Annotated in this window: 11 protein-coding genes and 2 pseudogenes; 12 read left to right on the forward strand and 1 reads right to left on the reverse strand. The window is 59.5% G+C overall.

Annotated features, from left to right (window positions below):
• Positions 1–92: 92 nt before the first annotated feature.
• Together BJI47_RS03355 and BJI47_RS03360 are read left to right on the forward strand one after the other, a co-directional pair.
• Positions 93–1,085 (forward strand): LLM class flavin-dependent oxidoreductase, encoded by a 993-nt coding sequence (locus BJI47_RS03355; protein ID WP_088942403.1) that lies wholly within the window; start codon positions 93–95, stop codon positions 1,083–1,085.
• Positions 1,086–1,238: 153 nt separating this feature from the next.
• Positions 1,239–2,640 (forward strand): annotated as a pseudogene (locus BJI47_RS03360) (IS1380 family transposase).
• 138 nt (positions 2,641–2,778) lie between these two features.
• Here BJI47_RS03360 and BJI47_RS03365 read toward each other — a convergent pair.
• Positions 2,779–3,801, reverse strand: coding sequence for an NADPH:quinone oxidoreductase family protein (locus BJI47_RS03365; protein ID WP_125458648.1), 1,023 nt, complete (start codon positions 3,799–3,801; stop codon positions 2,779–2,781).
• Positions 3,802–4,078: 277 nt separating this feature from the next.
• Here BJI47_RS03365 and BJI47_RS03370 point away from each other — a divergent pair, with 277 nt between their 5' ends.
• The 10 genes and pseudogenes from BJI47_RS03370 (at position 4,079) to BJI47_RS03415 (ending at position 16,320) form a co-directional block, all read left to right on the forward strand.
• Positions 4,079–5,503 (forward strand): aldehyde dehydrogenase family protein, encoded by a 1,425-nt coding sequence (locus BJI47_RS03370; RefSeq protein WP_088942405.1) that lies wholly within the window; start codon positions 4,079–4,081, stop codon positions 5,501–5,503.
• Positions 5,504–5,551: 48 nt separating this feature from the next.
• On the forward strand, positions 5,552–6,679 hold the full coding sequence (locus BJI47_RS03375; RefSeq protein ID WP_088942406.1) for an NDMA-dependent alcohol dehydrogenase: 1,128 nt from the start codon (positions 5,552–5,554) through the stop codon (positions 6,677–6,679).
• A 218-nt stretch (positions 6,680–6,897) separates the two neighbouring features.
• A complete protein-coding gene (locus BJI47_RS03380) occupies positions 6,898–8,016 on the forward strand; it encodes a substrate-binding domain-containing protein (RefSeq protein ID WP_088942407.1) in 1,119 nt (372 codons plus the stop codon).
• Positions 8,017–8,026: 10 nt separating this feature from the next.
• A complete protein-coding gene (locus tag BJI47_RS03385; protein ID WP_088942408.1) occupies positions 8,027–9,055 on the forward strand; it encodes an ABC transporter permease in 1,029 nt (342 codons plus the stop codon).
• A complete protein-coding gene (locus tag BJI47_RS03390) occupies positions 9,052–10,602 on the forward strand; it encodes a sugar ABC transporter ATP-binding protein (protein ID WP_088942409.1) in 1,551 nt (516 codons plus the stop codon). The genes BJI47_RS03385 and BJI47_RS03390 overlap by 4 nt, the downstream gene beginning before the upstream one ends.
• Positions 10,599–11,348, forward strand: coding sequence for an enoyl-CoA hydratase-related protein (locus tag BJI47_RS03395; RefSeq protein WP_088942410.1), 750 nt, complete (start codon positions 10,599–10,601; stop codon positions 11,346–11,348). Before BJI47_RS03390 ends, BJI47_RS03395 begins: the two co-directional genes overlap by 4 nt.
• 42 nt (positions 11,349–11,390) lie before the next feature.
• On the forward strand, positions 11,391–12,365 hold the full coding sequence (locus tag BJI47_RS03400) for a TetR family transcriptional regulator (protein ID WP_176224656.1): 975 nt from the start codon (positions 11,391–11,393) through the stop codon (positions 12,363–12,365).
• Between the two features lie 79 nt (positions 12,366–12,444).
• The gene (locus BJI47_RS03405) at positions 12,445–14,064 is read left to right on the forward strand and encodes an AMP-binding protein (protein ID WP_088942415.1); all 1,620 of its coding nucleotides are present in this window, start codon (positions 12,445–12,447) and stop codon (positions 14,062–14,064) included.
• A 270-nt stretch (positions 14,065–14,334) separates the two neighbouring features.
• Entirely contained in the window at positions 14,335–14,796 is a 462-nt protein-coding gene (locus BJI47_RS03410) for a MaoC family dehydratase (RefSeq protein WP_088942412.1), read from the forward strand.
• A 199-nt stretch (positions 14,797–14,995) separates the two neighbouring features.
• Positions 14,996–16,320: pseudogene (locus BJI47_RS03415) on the forward strand (ISL3 family transposase).
• Positions 16,321–16,333 lie beyond the last annotated feature (13 nt).

Here is a 16,333-nt window from a genome sequence, read left to right on the forward strand (position 1 = left end):
CGAGCAGCCGTCGAGGAGCCGCGAACCGCACATCAGCAATACCGCTCACACCCACGAGTCCATTCTGTTCCAACACTAGGAGTCCGTTCACCATGAAACTCTCTCTCTACCTTCCCAATTTCCGAAACAAGGTGACGGTCAAGGAGCTCGAGGACCTCACGAACCTTGCCGAGGACCTCGAATTCGACTCTGTCTGGACCCTTGACCGGATCATCGTCCCGGAAGCCTCTGATCGAGGGGAGCTTCAGCACTCTTTCGGCATGATGGAGGGCTTTCCTCGCTCTCTCCCCGTATCTTCTCGAGGCGAGTTCCTCCAAGGCATGCCATTGATCCCCTGGCTCGCTGCGAAGACATCCAAACTTCGGATCGGCATGAGCATCATCGACACGCCGTTCCGCTCACCCGGTGTCTTGGCCGCTGAATTAGCGACCATCGACCAGCTTTCCCACGGCAGGCTCAACGTCGCAGTCGGCTCCGGTTGGATGCCTGAAGAATTCGCTGCCGCGAGCGCAACGCACCTCTTCCCTCGACGACACGCGCACGTACGAGAAACGATCGAGATCATGCAGGGAATCTGGACCAACGACGTCTTCGAGTACCACGGTGAGTTCGCCGACTTCGAAAGAAGCGGGTTCGGGGCCAAGCCCGTGCAGACGCCGCACCCGCCAATCTATTTCAGCGGACTCAAGGATGCGAAGCGCTCGGCGCGCCGAGTCGCGAAGTACGGATTGTCTGGATGGATCGGCATTCAGGATTCACCGGAAGAGCTCAGCAAGTGGCGCGCCGGCATCAAGCGGGAACTCGAAGAACTGGGCAGTGATCGAACGATCGACGATCTCGACATCTGCAGCATGATCTGGTTTGTCATCACCGATCAGGAGACGGACCAGACGCCGCAGGGCAAAACCAGCAACCTGTTGACGGGAACCGCCGATCAGATTACCGACATGCTCAAGCGCTATAAAGAGGCCGGACTGACGATGCCCATTTTATGGCCGCCTTTCGCTGACGTGCCGGTATCGAAGACCCTCGACGACCTAAAGCGGCTCAAGGAAGAGATTATGCCCAAAGTCGAGGCCGGATAGCTCCCGGACCGATCCCCGCGGTCACTGCACTAGCCTGGGGCTTTCATGCCGGTGACTGAGCACGGCGTGTCAAAGTAAAGAGATGGCGCTCTGAGCTGGGATAATTCGACTTGCGAAGGCACGAATCAATCCAACTCGAGGAGCACCATCCCGGTGAGGAAGTCCACCTCGCCCTACCCCACCCTGTCCGTAGACGCCACCGGAACGGGTCTCGCGAAAGCATGCTGGAGCAGTGACGCTGCTCCGCACCGCGGAGGTCACCGGACTCACCTCAGCGTTGTCGGAGACACTGTCCTCATGGCGAAAACCGTTGGCGCAGTTCAACCCCGGCAAGACCGTCACCGATCCCGCAGTGTCACTGGCACTCGGAGGGGACTGCCTCGCCGACATCGCGACCCTGCGTGAGCACTCCGCCGTGTTCGGGAGAGTTCCCTCGGACCCGACAGTAAGCCGTTTGATCACTGCGTTGGCCGCTGATGCACCCGCAGTCCTGACCACCATCGACACTGCCCGAGCATCCGCCCGCGCCGCAGCATGGACCCACGCCGGCCAGAACGCCCCCGATCACGACATCACCGCGCAGAACCCAATCATCATCGACCTCGACGCAACCCTCGTCACCGCCCACTCCGACAAAGAACTCGCGGCACCAACCTACAAGCGCGGCTTCGGCTTTCATCCCCTACTCGCATTCGTCGACCACGGTAGCGCAGGCACGGGCGAACCCCTCGCCGCGCTACTGCGGGCAGGCAACGCCGGCTCCAACACCGCCGCCGACCACATCGACATCACCCGAAAGGCGCTCGCGCAACTGCCAATCACCACCGGCGGCCGGCCCGGAAAGAAAATACTGGTGCGCACCGACGGTGCCGCAGCCAGTCACGCCTTCCTGTCGTGGCTGCACAACAAACGGGTTTCCTACTCGATCGGGTTCGGACTCACCGACACCATGGTCACCGCGCTGCGCGAAGTTCCCGACAGCGCGTGGTCGGCCGTGATCGACGCTGACGAAAAGGTCCGCGACGGCACCTGGGTCATCGACGCCACCGGCGTGCTCGACCTCGCGACGTGGCCACCGGGCATGCGAGTGGTCATCAGAAAGGAACGCCCGCATCCAGGTGCTCAACTGCGTTTCACCGACACCGACACCGACGGACTGCGGTTGACTGCGTTCGCCACGAACACCGCCCGTGGTCAGGTCCAGGATCTCGAACTGCGGCATCGTCGACGTGCCCGCCGCGAAGACCGAATCCGAAACTCCAAAGACACTGGGCTCGACAACTTTCCACTGTACGGATTCGACCGGAACCGCATCTGGCTCGCCATCGTCGAACTCGCCCTCGAACTTACCGCATGGACACCGATGCTCGGATTCACAGAACACGACGCACGCCGGTGGGAACCGAAACGGCTACGTCTGCGGATCTTTTCGGTCGCCGGACGCGTCGCCGCCCACGCCCGCCGCACCCATCTACGGCTGTCGACAGATGCCTCGTGGTCGGCGCTGATCGTCACCGCACTGACCCGATTGGCGGCGCTACCCGCGCCCGCCTGACTACCGATCCTCACCCATACGATACGAAAGACACATTAGACACATCGCGCCCGATCGATGTGAACGCAGTCAAAAGCAGCAATCTCGAACGGACCAGGCCACCACGTCAGCAGGAAGAAAGATCGAGGCTAGGCGCACTTATGGTCGGACAATTACAACAGCCTTCCCCGATATCTGACCATTGTCGAGCATTGTGAGAGCCTGTGGGATCTGTTCAAAGGTAAATATCTCTTTGATGGCGGGTGCAATTTCGCGTCGCTCGTACATAGCGCTAAGAGCAGTATTCGCTGTCTCCATGAGCTTCTCGTCCGTGTCGAGGAATGCACCCCAGGCTACGCCTACCGCGGAAATATTCTTCAGCAGTAGCCTATTGATGCCGAGCTGCGGAATCTGGCCGGCAGCAAATCCGGTTACCAAGATGCGGCCTTCGGGCGCCATTGTGCGTAGTGCCTCGCCAAAAAGCCAGTCACCGAGGGGGTCAAGCACCACATCTACTCCGCGTCCGTTGTTGAGGGATCGGACTTTGGTAGAGAACCCCTTGTCCAGAATCAAGACGGAATCGGCTCCAGCGGACTGCGCGACGGCGGCCTGTTCGTCGTTCGCAACTCCTGCAATGACTTTAGCGCCCAGTGCTGCACCCACTTGTACGGCCGCGGTGCCTATTCCTCCAGCCGCGCCCATGACTAGGAGCGTTTCACCTGGCTCGATTCGGCCTCGACGTACGAGCGCGAAATAGACCGTGTGATAGTTGATGATCGTCGCAGCTCCAACTGCAAAATCCATGTCCTCTGGTAGTCGAAATACTGCGTGGACTGGGGCACAAACAGTCTCGGAATATCCACCTTTCCAAAGAAACGCTGCAACCCGGTCCCCTGGCTGTAGCGAAGAGCTGGGAGGGCAGCTGCGAACGATTCCGGCCACTTCGCTACCTGGGATGAACGGCAGTTCAGGTTTGTTCTGATATTGGCCTTTGGTGATGAGTAAATCCGGGAAGTTGATTCCGATTGCATGGACCTCGATTATTACGTCGCCCGCAGAACCCGTTACTTCCTCGGACTCGTGGATGGAAAGGGCCTGGGGGCCTGTGTATTCAGAGAGTTGGTAAGACTTCATCTCTATCCTCGCCTTGTGTCCAGGGTAAATGTCGACGTAGTTGGTCAAGTACCTAGCGAACGTTCGGGTGTCACGCTGAACTTTGCATCCTGCTCGGATCCTTTGTCAACCTTGAATTTTGTCTAGTTTTCGACGACCAAATCAGAAGACTGGCAGCTGAGCACTGAATCAAGGAGGTATTGACAGTGACCCGCACCACAGGACATGATGATGTAGCCGTTCGGGGCCTGACTCGATGCAACCTCGGAATAGCTAAATTGCTTTCGAGTTTGTTCAGGTTATCCGAACATTCGGCTACCTCAGACACAGTAGGAAAGGCTTTACCATGCAGAGTGAGTTGAATTTCTCGAAGCACTACATCGGCGGAGCATGGGTAACGTCCAACGGTGCCGACAGCATCGACGTAACCAATCCCGCAACCGAAGAAGTTATCGGACGTGTTCCGGCCGGGACGGCCTCTGATGTCGACGCGGCAGTCGCCGCAGCGCAGGCAGCTCTACCCGCCTGGTCCGCGTTGTCGCCAAGTGAGCGGGCGACGTGGCTGCGCACGGCGCACGACGCACTGGCATCCCGAGCCGAGGAAATCGGCACGATCATCTCGCAAGAGATGGGTATGCCCGTCAAGCCAGCTGCGGATTGGCAAGTCGGCCTGCCGGTTTTCAACCTCGAGAACTACGCAAAGCTAGGCGAGACCTTCAAGTTCGAGGGTCGAACGATCGGCAACTCCCTGGTCGTCCGTGAGCCAATCGGAGTTGTCGGTGCCATCGCTCCGTGGAACTACCCGCTTCATCAAATGGTTCTCAAAGCATCGCCCGCTTTGATTTCCGGATGCACCTTCGTAGGAAAACCGAGTGAGATCGCGCCCTTGTCGACACTCAAATTCGCAGAAATTCTCCACGAAATCGGCTTTCCGGCAGGTGTATTCAACATCGTTTGCGGCTACGGTGTACCCGTCGGCGAAGCTATTGCAAGCCATCCAGGCATCGACATGGTTTCGTTCACCGGATCCACCCGGGCTGGAACTCGAGTCGCGGAACTGGCTTCGGCGAGTGTCAAGCGCGTGGCACTCGAACTTGGCGGGAAGTCCGCCAATGTCATTCTCGATGACGCAGACCTCGAACTAGCAGTGACGGACGGCGTGGCGAAGTGCTTCCAGAACTCAGGTCAGACGTGCTCGGCACTGACACGAATGCTGGTTCCGCGCGAGAAGCTGGCAGAGGTCGAGGCCTTGGCTGCCAAGGTCGCAGCGAACTTCGTCGTAGGTGATCCAGCAGATCCGTCCACCGAACTCGGACCCCTTGTCAGCGCTGTTCAACTCGACCGCGTTCGGCGGTACATCGATCAGGGTGTCGCCGAAGGTGCCCGGCTGGTAGAGGGCGGATCCGACCCGTACGAAGGACCCGGCTACTACGCTCGTCCGACCGTGTTCTCGGATGTATCACCCGCGATGACAATCGCGCGCGAAGAGATCTTCGGACCGGTTCTGGTGTTGATCGGCTACGACGACGAGGACGACGCTGTCCGAATCGCCAATGACAGCGAATACGGGCTCGCCGCCGGCGTGTGGTCAGCGGATCCCGAACGTGCCCTGGCCGTCGCCAAGCGGATTCGTGCGGGTCAGATCGAGGTCAACGGTGGCACGTACAATCCCGCCGCGCCGTTCGGTGGATACAAAAAGTCCGGAATCGGTCGCGAGGCAGGCGAATTCGGTCTCGAGGAGTTCCTAGAGGTCAAATCGATTCAGCGTTGATCGCCAACAACAGTCGTCGATAACAACAGTAGTTCAGGAGGTAGCACGGTGAAGACCAAAGCAGCAGTGTTATGGGGAGTGGACCAGAAGTGGGAGATCGAGGAAGTGGAACTCGGTGATCCCATCGCTGGGGAAGTACAGGTCGAGCTCACCGCCTCCGGCCTGTGTCACTCCGATGAGCATGTTCGTACCGGGGATACTCCGGTGAGCTCGTTCCCCTACATCGGAGGACACGAGGGTGCAGGCATCGTGACGAAGGTCGGGAAGGGCGTGACCAGCCTGCAAGAAGGCGACCACGTCGTCCTCGGATTCGTTCCAGCATGTGGTAGGTGTCCGGCCTGCGTGACTGGGCACTCCAGTGTTTGTGACATGGCTGCCGATCTCCTCACCGGACACTCGATTGCCGACGGCAGCTACCGTCATCACGTCCGGGGGAAGGGCGCGGTACCGATGTGCTTGCTTGGTACCTTTTCGCCGTATGTCACCGTCCATGAGGCGTCGGCAATCAAGGTGGACAACTGGATTCCACTGGACAAGGCTGCGCTGGTGGGCTGCGGCGTCACCACGGGGTGGGGCTCGTCGGTGTACGCCGCCGATGTCAAGGTCGGGGAAACCGTCGTCATCGTCGGCGCGGGTGGCATTGGAGTCAATGCCATCCAAGGCGCAAAGTCGGCAGGAGCAAAGCGGGTGATCGCTATTGATCCAGTTCCATTCAAGCGCGACCAAGCCAAGATATTCGGCGCTACCCACACTTTTGCGTCGCTCGAAGAAGCCACTGAGCCGATTCGTGAGATGACCTGGGGAAGGATGGCCGACAAAGCGGTCATCTCGGTTGGCCGCCTCAGTGGCAACATCGTCGGCGAGACGCTCGATGTACTGGGAAAGAACAGCACGGCCGTGTTGACATCGGTCGGTAGTAGCCCGGACCGCGACGTAACTTTCAACATGAACGACATGACGGTCTCGCAAAAGCGACTTCAGGGTGCGCTTTTCGGAAGCGCCAACACAAGGGAGGATATCCCGAAGATTCTGAGGCTGTACAACGACGGTGAGTACCTTCTCGACGAGATGATCACCAAGCGTTACCGCCTCGAAGACATCAACGAGGCATATCAGGACATGTACGACGGCAAGAACATTCGCGGTTTGATCGAGTACTCCGACGCTGATCGCTGACCGAAACACCGGCGCCGGGGGCTGGCAGAGCACACCGACCGCTGCCCCCGGTGTCTTTTCATCCCGCCGTGAAGACACCGGCTGATCTTCTACGACTCCCCACTTTCTCGCGCACGTGCTCATGCCTGCGCAGTCACTGACATGTCTACACATGCCTCGGCAGGCGCCCCTACGTCGGGCAGTTTGCCGAGCCAACATACAGACGAAACGAGAGAACTATGTCCAAATCCAGTGCACGCGAACCCGGTGCGGAGCGCCGCGCCAACCCATTGCTGTCGCGACGAACAACACTGCGGGCCGGACTTTTCGGCGCTGCGGGAATCGTCGGTGCCGGTGCGCTCGCCGCATGTTCGACGAACGGTCCGCCGGCCACTGTCGCGAGTACAGCCGTAGCCTCGGGTGGTAGTGAATTTGCTGCGGGCAACTACGACGCATTGGCAGGAAAAAAGGTCGGCATGGTGGGTATAAACCTCACTTCTGAGGCCAACAATCGTGCTCGTGTCGAGGCGATACGACTTGGGGAGGAAAACGGATTCGAGGTCAATGTCGTCGATACACAGGGCGACTACAAAAAGGCATCGGACACTCTCAAGCTGTGGGCAGATCAAGGGTATGACGCCGCCATCTCGAACGTCATCGATCCGAATCTCCTGCAAGAGGGCGGAGCCGCCCTTGCGGCCAAGAATATCCCTTTCGCAGGTATCTTCTCAGGAAGCGGACCCAACCTCACCTTCGATGTAACGGCGAACGAATGGATCTCCGGCTGTCGGATCGGAACCTATATCGCGCAACGTATTCAGTCGCAAGGGGGAGGCGGCATTGCCATCATCAATCTCCGATCGTTGCCGCCGACACTAATTCGTGAGAAGGCGGTTACGGCAATGATGGATTACTACAACATTCCGATTCTCAGCCGACACGAAGTAAAGTATCCAGGCCAGGTGCCGGATGCCAAGCAGACAACTGCTGATTTGCTGACAAAGTATCCAAGTGGTGGCGAGCTCAAGTGCATCTGGGGCGGTTGGGACGAATTGGGAAATGCTGCGTCTCAGCAGATCGTCCAACTCGGCCGCGACGACGTGTTTACCTGCGCCATCGACGGAAATCTACAGACATTCGACGCAATCCGGGAGGGCGAGCCGATGTCGGCCACCTGCGCCAATGAGATGGAATTGATCACCCAGGTGTGTCTGCAGCAAATCTCCGAGGTTATAGGCGGCGGAAAGGCGCTGGCTGAGTCGATCTACGTTGACGCGCCAATGGTTACGAAAACCAATTGCCCGCCCCCCGGTCAGTTCCCTGCGGGCACGGGCCTGAATATCTACTACCAGTCTTGAGGACTCGATCGTGAACACACCACAGACACTTGCCGATGGAAGCACAACCGCCCCCGTCGAGCCTCCCAACCCACCGACTACCCCCAGTGCCTCCGGCGGGAGGTCAGCTGGAGCACTGCTGAGTCGCTACGGCACAATCCTCGGCCTTGTCCTTCTCATCGTCTTCTTCAGCATCATGACCGACACCTTTCTCTCTGTGACAAATCTGCAGAACATGTTGCAGTCAATCGCCGTTCTCGGGATTCTTGCCGCAGGGCTCACCGTTGTACTAGTACTGACGGACTTCGATCTATCGATCGGATATGTCGCTACGGCTGCAGGCATGCTCGCTGCCGGGACCGCACAGACATTTGGTGTTGCGGGGGCCTGGCTCGCTGTTATAGCTCTTGGCGTTGCAGTTGGTGCAGCCAACGGCTTGGTCGTAACGAAACTCAATGTCTCTGCTTTCATCGCCACCCTTGCAGTCGGGCAGATCGTCCAAGGTTGGCTCCTCTACTACCGGGACGGCACTCAGATCAGCTACGGACTGCCGAGCGACTTCTCGACCATCGGACAGGGCGGGATCGGGCCGATCAGCTTCCTGGTACTGATGTGGATCGCTGTCTTGGTGGTGATCTATGTTCTTCTCGAGAGAACCACCCTGGGGCGCAGGATGTACGCATCGGGCGGTAATCAGGTCGCTGCCCGACTCTCGGGAATCCGGGTGGATCGGGTGCGAATCGCTGCCTTCATCGTGTGTTCGGTGACCTGCGCCATTGCAGGCATGCTGCTCGCCTCGAATCTGAACGCGGGCAACACAACTGCAGGCATCGGCTACCTGCTCCCGGCTTTCGCGGCATGCTTTATCGGTGCCGCTACCCTGAGGGAGGGCCAGTTTCACATCGTCGGAACAGCTGTAGGCGTTCTCATCCTAGGGGTCCTCTCCAACGGACTGGTTCTCCTGGGAGTGTCACCGGCATGGACTACGGCTTCGCAGGGAATCGTGCTCATCGTCGCAGTCGCGACGTCAGGGTTATTCCGTAAGCTGTTGGCGCGATGAGCGCCCCCGCTGCAGAAGAGGTGCTCCGTGCCCGGGGGCTGTCCAAAGGATTCCCGGGTGTCCGTGCTCTCGCGGATTTCGACCTGGGAATTGTGAAGGGCGAGGTTCATGCGTTGGTCGGTCAGAATGGCGCGGGCAAGTCCACTTTGATCAAAATCCTTGCAGGAGCCCATCGGCCCGATGCAGGAACCATCGAGATGGGCGGCAAGCCGGTCTCGATCGATTCTGCGAAGACATCTGCCGATCTTGGGATCGCGGTGATCCATCAGGACCTGAACTTGATTTCGAACATGTCGGTAGCTGAAAACATGCATCTCGGCTTCGGCGGACACTCCACGCTCAGAATTTTTGTCAACTGGCGGGCCTTGCATCGGGAGACCGCAGAGATATTGAGCCAGCTCAATCTGAATATCGACCCGGCGACGCTGGTTCGGGACCTGTCGGCCGCAGAGCAACAGATGATAGCAATCGGGCGCGCCTTACTGTTCGATGCGCGGATCGTGATCATGGACGAGCCGACCGCAGCACTAGGTGCGCAAGAGGCCGAAAGGGTATTCGAGCTCGTACGGATGCTGCGCGATCAGGGGCGAAGTGTCATCTATGTTTCGCATCGACTCGAAGAAGTGCTGTCGTTGTCCGACCGCATTACAGTCATGCGCGATGGCCGTCTGGTGGGGACGTACGACATCGAGGAGGTGCCGTCTCAAAGCGTGTTGGTGGAGATGATCATCGGTCGTTCCGTCCGAGACCTTGTCCGCGCGGAGGACATGGTGCCAGGTGAGGTGATTATGAAAGCTCGTCGGTTGACCGCTGGCCGTGTGCGCGATGTGGACATCGATCTGCGGCGAGGCGAGGTGGTAGGCCTGGCCGGACTGGTCGGTTCCGGCAGGACCGAACTCGCCCGGTTGTTGTTCGGGGCAGATCGCGTGGAATCCGGCACCCTCGAGATAAACGGAACGGCAGTCCGGTTGAATGGTCCCCGGGCTGGAATCGCCGCAGGTATTGCGCTTCTTCCCGAGGATCGACGAGGTCAGGCCGCCGTGATGTCGATGACGCTGCGAGAGAATCTGAGCCTGGCGGCAATCGGTAGATTTGCCTCGGTCGGTTTCATTTCACGCTCACGCGAGCGCGCGGCGTACACGGATGCAGCCAAGACTCTCTCGATCAAAGCACCGAGTGGCGAGTCGAAGATCAGCCAGCTGTCCGGCGGCAACCAACAAAAGGTCGTGATCGGCAAGTGGTTGCAAACCGATGCCGAAGTCCTGATCTTCGATGAGCCCACCCAGGGCATCGACGTAGGGACGCAGGAAGAGATCCATGCGTTGATGCGATCGCTCGCAGCAGAAGGTCGAGCAGTAATAATCATCTCGTCCGACTTGAGCGAGACAGTTCGTGTCAGCGACCGAGTTCTTGTGATGCGGGACGGGGCTTTGGTCGCCGAGCTTTCGCACGCTGACGCGGACATGCATACCGTCCTGCAGCATTGCTTCGGCACTGACGAGATTCCCGCAGATGTCGATGCAGCAATGGAAATTGGTGCCTCATGACAAAGCCCATCGCGGTAGAACGATCCGGCGCGGTTGCGACCATCGTGTTGAATCGACCGGACAGCAGGAACGCTTTGAACGAGGAGCTTTCAGATCAGCTCTGTGAGGCCGTATCGCAACTCGATGCGGATCCGGACGTTCGAGCTCTCGTTTTGACGGGTGCAGGACGTGGGTTCAGTTCTGGGATGGACTTGGCCGAGTACACCCGAAACGGTGTACCCGCTTCGCTGATCGAGTTTTTCCAGAACGGTGCCCGAATGCCGTTGATCGCGGCGATCGAGGGTTTCGCGATGGCAGGGGGTCTGGAACTGGCGCTTCGCTGCGATCTCATCGTGGCTGCGCAGGGCAGCAAGCTTGCATTTCCGGAGTCGAAGGTCGGCCTGATTGCGTGGTATGGCGCTTCGAGGGTGCAGCGCTTGATCTCGCGGCAAGCGGCGGCCGAACTACTCTTCACCGGTGATCCGATGACTGCCGATCGTGCCTACGAACTCGGGATGATCACCCGACTCGTCGACCGCGGACGAGCTCGGATCGTGGCTGAAGAAATGGCCGCGAAGATCGCAGGGAATGCGCCACTTTCTGTCATCGGCAGTAAGGATCTTCTGGACCTCACCCAAGGTCGTACGGTGGAAGAGTACTCCCGCGACATGAAAGTCATTACCGATCCTGTCTATTCGTCGAGCGATTCCCGAGAAGGTGCATGTGCGTTCATCGAGAAGCGAGAGGCCGTCTGGAGGGGTGCATGACTGATGTCGAGTTCCGCATTCATCAGGAGGAGAGTCTCCACAATGCCGATTACCAGGACTGACACCGCCCAATCGCGTCCACTCGAACGGGACGCGACTCGCATCGCTACGGATGCGCTTCGATCCGAGATCGGTGCTCGGGTGCGAGTACAGCGAAAGCTACGTGAAATGTCGCTCCGCGATCTCGCCAGGGAACTCGGTGTCAGTGCAGCGACACTCAGTGCCGTCGAGAACGGGCACACCGGTCTCACTACGGTTCGACTTGCTCAGATTGCAGGGGTCCTCGGAATCCAGCCTTCGACGCTCGTTCCAGCCGATGAGCTCCCGACTCTGAATGCCCATCCCGTGCGCAAGCCGGAACCGGCCTCCGTTCACAACGGTTGGCGAACGTACAGTCCGCTCGAAATCGATCCCATTCTGTCTGCTGCATTGAGACTATTCGTCGATGTCGGCTTTCATGGCGCGACAATGCGAGAGATAGCCGGCCTGGCAGGGATGTCGGTGGCAGGTGTCTACCACCACTACTCAAGCAAACAAGATGTCCTCGCTGCGCTGCTGGATCTCGCCATGGAAGACCTTCTGGCACGGTCCACGGATGCACGAAACGAGGGCGCGACTCCGGTCGAACGCTTTGCGTTGATTGTCGAGTGCTTGGCGTTGTTCCATACTCATCGCCGCGATCTCGGCTTCGTCGGTGCCAGTGAAACGCGCAGCATGACCGGTGTACACCGGTCTCGGCTCACTTCGTCCCGCTTGGCTCAGCAACGGATGGTGGACGAAGAGATCGCGCTGGGAATGCAGGCAGGCGTCTTCACAGTCAATTCGCCGCAACAGGCAGGACGCGCCGTCACCATGTTGTGCACGGGATTGTGCCAATGGTTCAGGGAATGTAGTTCTGTCTCCGCCGAGGACATCGCCCGCGACTACGTTCAGTATGCCCTGAACCTGGTCGGATATCGGCACCAGATCGAATTCGATACCAACCCAGAAACTATTGATTTTGTCGACGAAAAATAGGGAAAAAGTGAAACATATCGATGAGAGCGCGACCGGAATCCGTTCAAAGCAGACGTGGTCAGCCTACTACCCAAAACAAATGAATCAGGATTTCAAAGCTCACTTTTCGACGCTGCCTGAAGCGTGGGCTTCGTCCGTTGCGTCGCGGCCGGGCGCGCCTGCCGTGCACTATTTGGGATCAACCCTGGCTTTCAGGGATATCGATGAGGCAGCAGATGCGCTCGGCTCCGCACTCAAGGCCGCAGGCCTGGAGCCGAAGGACCGGCTCGCGATCTACCTACAGAATGATCCACAGTGGCTGGTTGCCCTCCTTGCCGCGTGGAGGATCGGCGTTGTGCCGGTTGCTGTCAACCCAATGTTGCGCGCGGCGGAACTACAGCATCACCTCGCGGACTCGGGCGCCCGTGCGCTGATCTGTCTAGACAGTTTGTACGTCGATGTTGTAGCCCAGGTTCGTGACGGATCCGCGGTCGAGATTTTCGTGACGACCCATCCATTGGACATGACACCGGATGCAGTAGTTCCGGAGTCGATCGCTGCACACGTCGGGCCGCGGCAGACTTTCCCCGACACGATGGATTGGATGGCCATCATGGCGGACTTTGCGGGACGTCCGCTCATTCCGGAGAACGTTGTCCAATCAGACATTGCCGTGCTGACTTACACATCCGGCACGACCGGGAGGTCCAAAGGCGCGATGAATCTTCAGAGCGCAATGATGCACAGTTCGACTGTGTTCACCGAGTGGTGGGATCTGCAGCCCGGGCAGGACGTCATCATCGGTCTTGCGCCGGTCTTTCATATCAGTGGTCTGGTCGCGGGATTCGGTGCGCACATTGTCAGTGGTGCGCCGCTGGTTCTCCTCCACAGGTTCGACGCGGGCGAGACGCTTCGCGCCATCGATACCTATCGTGGCACGTTCATGCTTGCCGCGAGTACCGCTTTCATCGCGCTCAGCAACCACCCGTCCAAAGACAGTTTCGATCTGACGTCGATGACCAAGACTCCGTCGGGGGGCGCTCCCGTCGGCCAGGCACTCGTCAGACGTGTGCAGGACTCCATCGGGTGGGTTCTTCATGGTGCCTACGGCATGACGGAGACCACCTCTCCCACTCATCTGGGTCCGCCTGATATGGATCCGCCGGTGGATTCCGCCAGTGGAGCGTTGTCGGTTGGAGTGCCAGTGCCGGGTGCGGACGTTCGAATAGTCGACACTTTGGACGGCCGCGACCTCGGACCTGGTGAGCTTGGTGAGATCGTGGTCTCTGGCCCGATGGTGGTGCCGGGTTACTGGCAACTCCCCGACGAGTCCGCCGCGGCGATCCGTAACGGCTGGTTGCATACCGGCGACATCGGCAAGACAACCAAGGAGGGTTGGTTGTTCGTCGTAGACCGACTGAAGGACATGATCATCGCAGGTGGATACAAAGTGTTCCCGCGTGACGTCGAAGAGGTTCTCTATGAGCATCCTGCGGTACGGGAGGCCTCAGTGATCGGCGTTCCCGACGAATATCGTGGGGAGACCGTCAAGGCATTCGTCTCGCTGACAGTTGGCGCAGTGATCACTTCCGCCGAGCTGATCGAATTCTGTAAATCTCGCATGGCTGCGTACAAGTACCCCCGGCAGGTCGTCATTCTCGACGAACTTCCCAAGAACTCCAGCGGGAAACTCCTCCGTCGGGAGCTTCGCGACGCCTGAAAAGGCTGCCGATATTCACGCTCATGATGACGAAATCGGAGATCAGGTCGCGGACGAACTCGATAGTGTGAAATCAATTCCGGGGTTCCCGGACTGTATTTCGGCTACGTCTGAATTTCCCATTTCGTCATCACGAGCGAGAAGCAAGAGTGTTGTGTCAGTATCCATTTCGCCCACACGGCAGAGCACGGTTGGCGTAGGCTGTGCGAATCCTCTGAGCGGAAACTCACCCCTATTCGATTGCTCGTGCCGAACTTTGGAGGTCCCTTCGTGACTGCTCTACACGTCACCGTTTCTGAACTCGCGAAAGTTGAAAATTTGGATCTAGGTTTTAGCGAATGGCTCTCGGTCGAGCAAAGTCGTGTCGATATTTTTGCCGATGCAACCGATGACCACCAGTGGATCCACGTCGACGAGAGCCGGGCGGCATCTGGACCGTTCGGGAGGACGATTGCACATGGCTACCTTACCCTGGCGCTTCTTCCCCGAATGATCGGACAACTGCTGACCGTAACGGATCAAGTACGAGGCACCAATTACGGCGTCGACAGGATTCGGTTTACGAACCCAGTACCGGTGGGTTCGAGCGTTCGACTCGCCGCACAAGTTCTTTCGGCGCGAGTACGCGAAGACGGTGGAGTGCAGTACAGAGTTGCCGTGCGGATCGATATCCGTGGAGTCGAACGACCGGCGATGGTCGGTGAATCGATCTATCTCGCCTATTCTGAATAAACGATCCCGACCCGCAGGCTCCGGTCGAGTGTCCATACTGAACTCAGCATCAGGCATTACGGGTTCTTCCGGAAATGGAGTGCAGGTGAGGGCGCGGTAAACCCGGTCGGTGGGGTCGTGTCGCTGCGGTGAGGCGGGCTCCCGGAGGCCGATGATGAGGGTTCTCACGCCAACTCGTCACGACCCACCGGGGAGCCCTGTGTCCGAGAATACGACTGTTTCCGCTTCTGCCGTAGCCGACACGATCATCCGCACCGTCGAACTCGGCGTCACCATCCGCGACGCTGCGATCGACGGCGACACCACGATCGTGTTCTGCGACCTGATCACCACCGCGGCCGGCTGTTGCCCCGGCTGCGACATGGTCGGGAAGTACCGTGACCGGATCGAACGCAGAGTGAACGATGTTCCGGTGGTAGGGCACCCGCTGCAGCTACGGGTACGTGTTCCCCGCTACCGGTGCACGAACACATCCTGTGGCCGGGAAGTGTTCTGCCACAACACCGACCGCCTCGCGAGGGCCGGGTGGTCCACCACCCGCCGCTGCGCGAGGTACGTCCTGCGGAGGTTGATCCTCGACCGCACCACCGTCGCCGCCGTGGCCCGCGAACTCGGCCTGTCGTGGGACACCGTCAACGCGATCGCCGTCGACGCCACCACCACTGTGGTGGCCGCCGACACCACCCGCTTCGACGGTGTGCGGGTGATCGGGGTCGACGAACACAGGTGGGCGCACACCCGACACGCTGCTGGTGGTGGGTTCGTGACGGTCATCGTCGACCTGACGCCGGTCGTCGACGGAACCGGCCCGGCGCGGTTGCTCGACCTGGTACCGGGGCGTTCGGCGGCGGCGCTGACGGGGTGGCTCGCACAGCGCACCGACTCTTTTCGAGCGGGGATCGAGGTGGTGGCGATGGACGGGTTCGCGGCTACAAGAGCGCCGCCACCGGCAGCGTCCCCGATGCGGTGACGGTGATGGACCCGTTCCACGTCGTCGCCCTCGCCGGAACGACACTGGACTTGTGCCGCCAGCGAGTGCAGCAGGACACCTGCGGGCACGGGGGCCGGACCGGTGACCCGCTGTATCGGACGAGGCGCACCCTGCGAACGAGGGAGGTGTTGCTGTCGGATCGTCAGAAAGGCAGGCTTGCAGCAACGTTCGCCGACCCGAACCACACTCCGGTGGAGGTGACGTGGGCGGTGTATCAACGGTTGATCGCCGCGTACGCCCACCCCGACCCGAAGCAGGGGCACCGGATTCTCACTCGATTGATCGACACCATCCGCACCGGCGTCCCGGACGGTCTCGAGGAGCTCGCCCAACTCGGGCGGACCCTGCACCGAAGGCGGGTGGACATTCTCGCCTACTTCACCCACCGGGCGTCGAACGGGCCGACCGAAGCGATCAACGGCAGATTGGAAGCGTTGCGGCGCAACGCTCTCGGATTCCGCAACCTCACGCACTACCGCATCCGATCACTACTGCACTGCGGCAACCTCACCCGCGCACTCGATGCACTCTAAAACCGGAAGAGCC

The organism is Rhodococcus sp. 1168 (assembly GCF_002091955.1).
Lineage (GTDB): Bacteria > Actinomycetota > Actinomycetes > Mycobacteriales > Mycobacteriaceae > Rhodococcoides.

Excerpts from the sequence above, each read along its gene's own strand:
- BJI47_RS03355 (WP_088942403.1), top strand. The coding sequence starts at position 93 with ATGAAACTCTCTCTCTACCTTCCCAATTTCCGAAACAAGGTGACGGTC.
- BJI47_RS03370 (WP_088942405.1), top strand. The coding sequence starts at position 4,079 with ATGCAGAGTGAGTTGAATTTCTCGAAGCACTACATCGGCGGAGCATGG.
- BJI47_RS03380 (WP_088942407.1), top strand. The coding sequence starts at position 6,898 with ATGTCCAAATCCAGTGCACGCGAACCCGGTGCGGAGCGCCGCGCCAAC.
- BJI47_RS03390 (WP_088942409.1), top strand. The coding sequence starts at position 9,052 with ATGAGCGCCCCCGCTGCAGAAGAGGTGCTCCGTGCCCGGGGGCTGTCC.
- BJI47_RS03395 (WP_088942410.1), top strand. The coding sequence starts at position 10,599 with ATGACAAAGCCCATCGCGGTAGAACGATCCGGCGCGGTTGCGACCATC.
- BJI47_RS03400 (WP_176224656.1), top strand. The coding sequence starts at position 11,391 with ATGCCGATTACCAGGACTGACACCGCCCAATCGCGTCCACTCGAACGG.
- BJI47_RS03405 (WP_088942415.1), top strand. The coding sequence starts at position 12,445 with ATGAATCAGGATTTCAAAGCTCACTTTTCGACGCTGCCTGAAGCGTGG.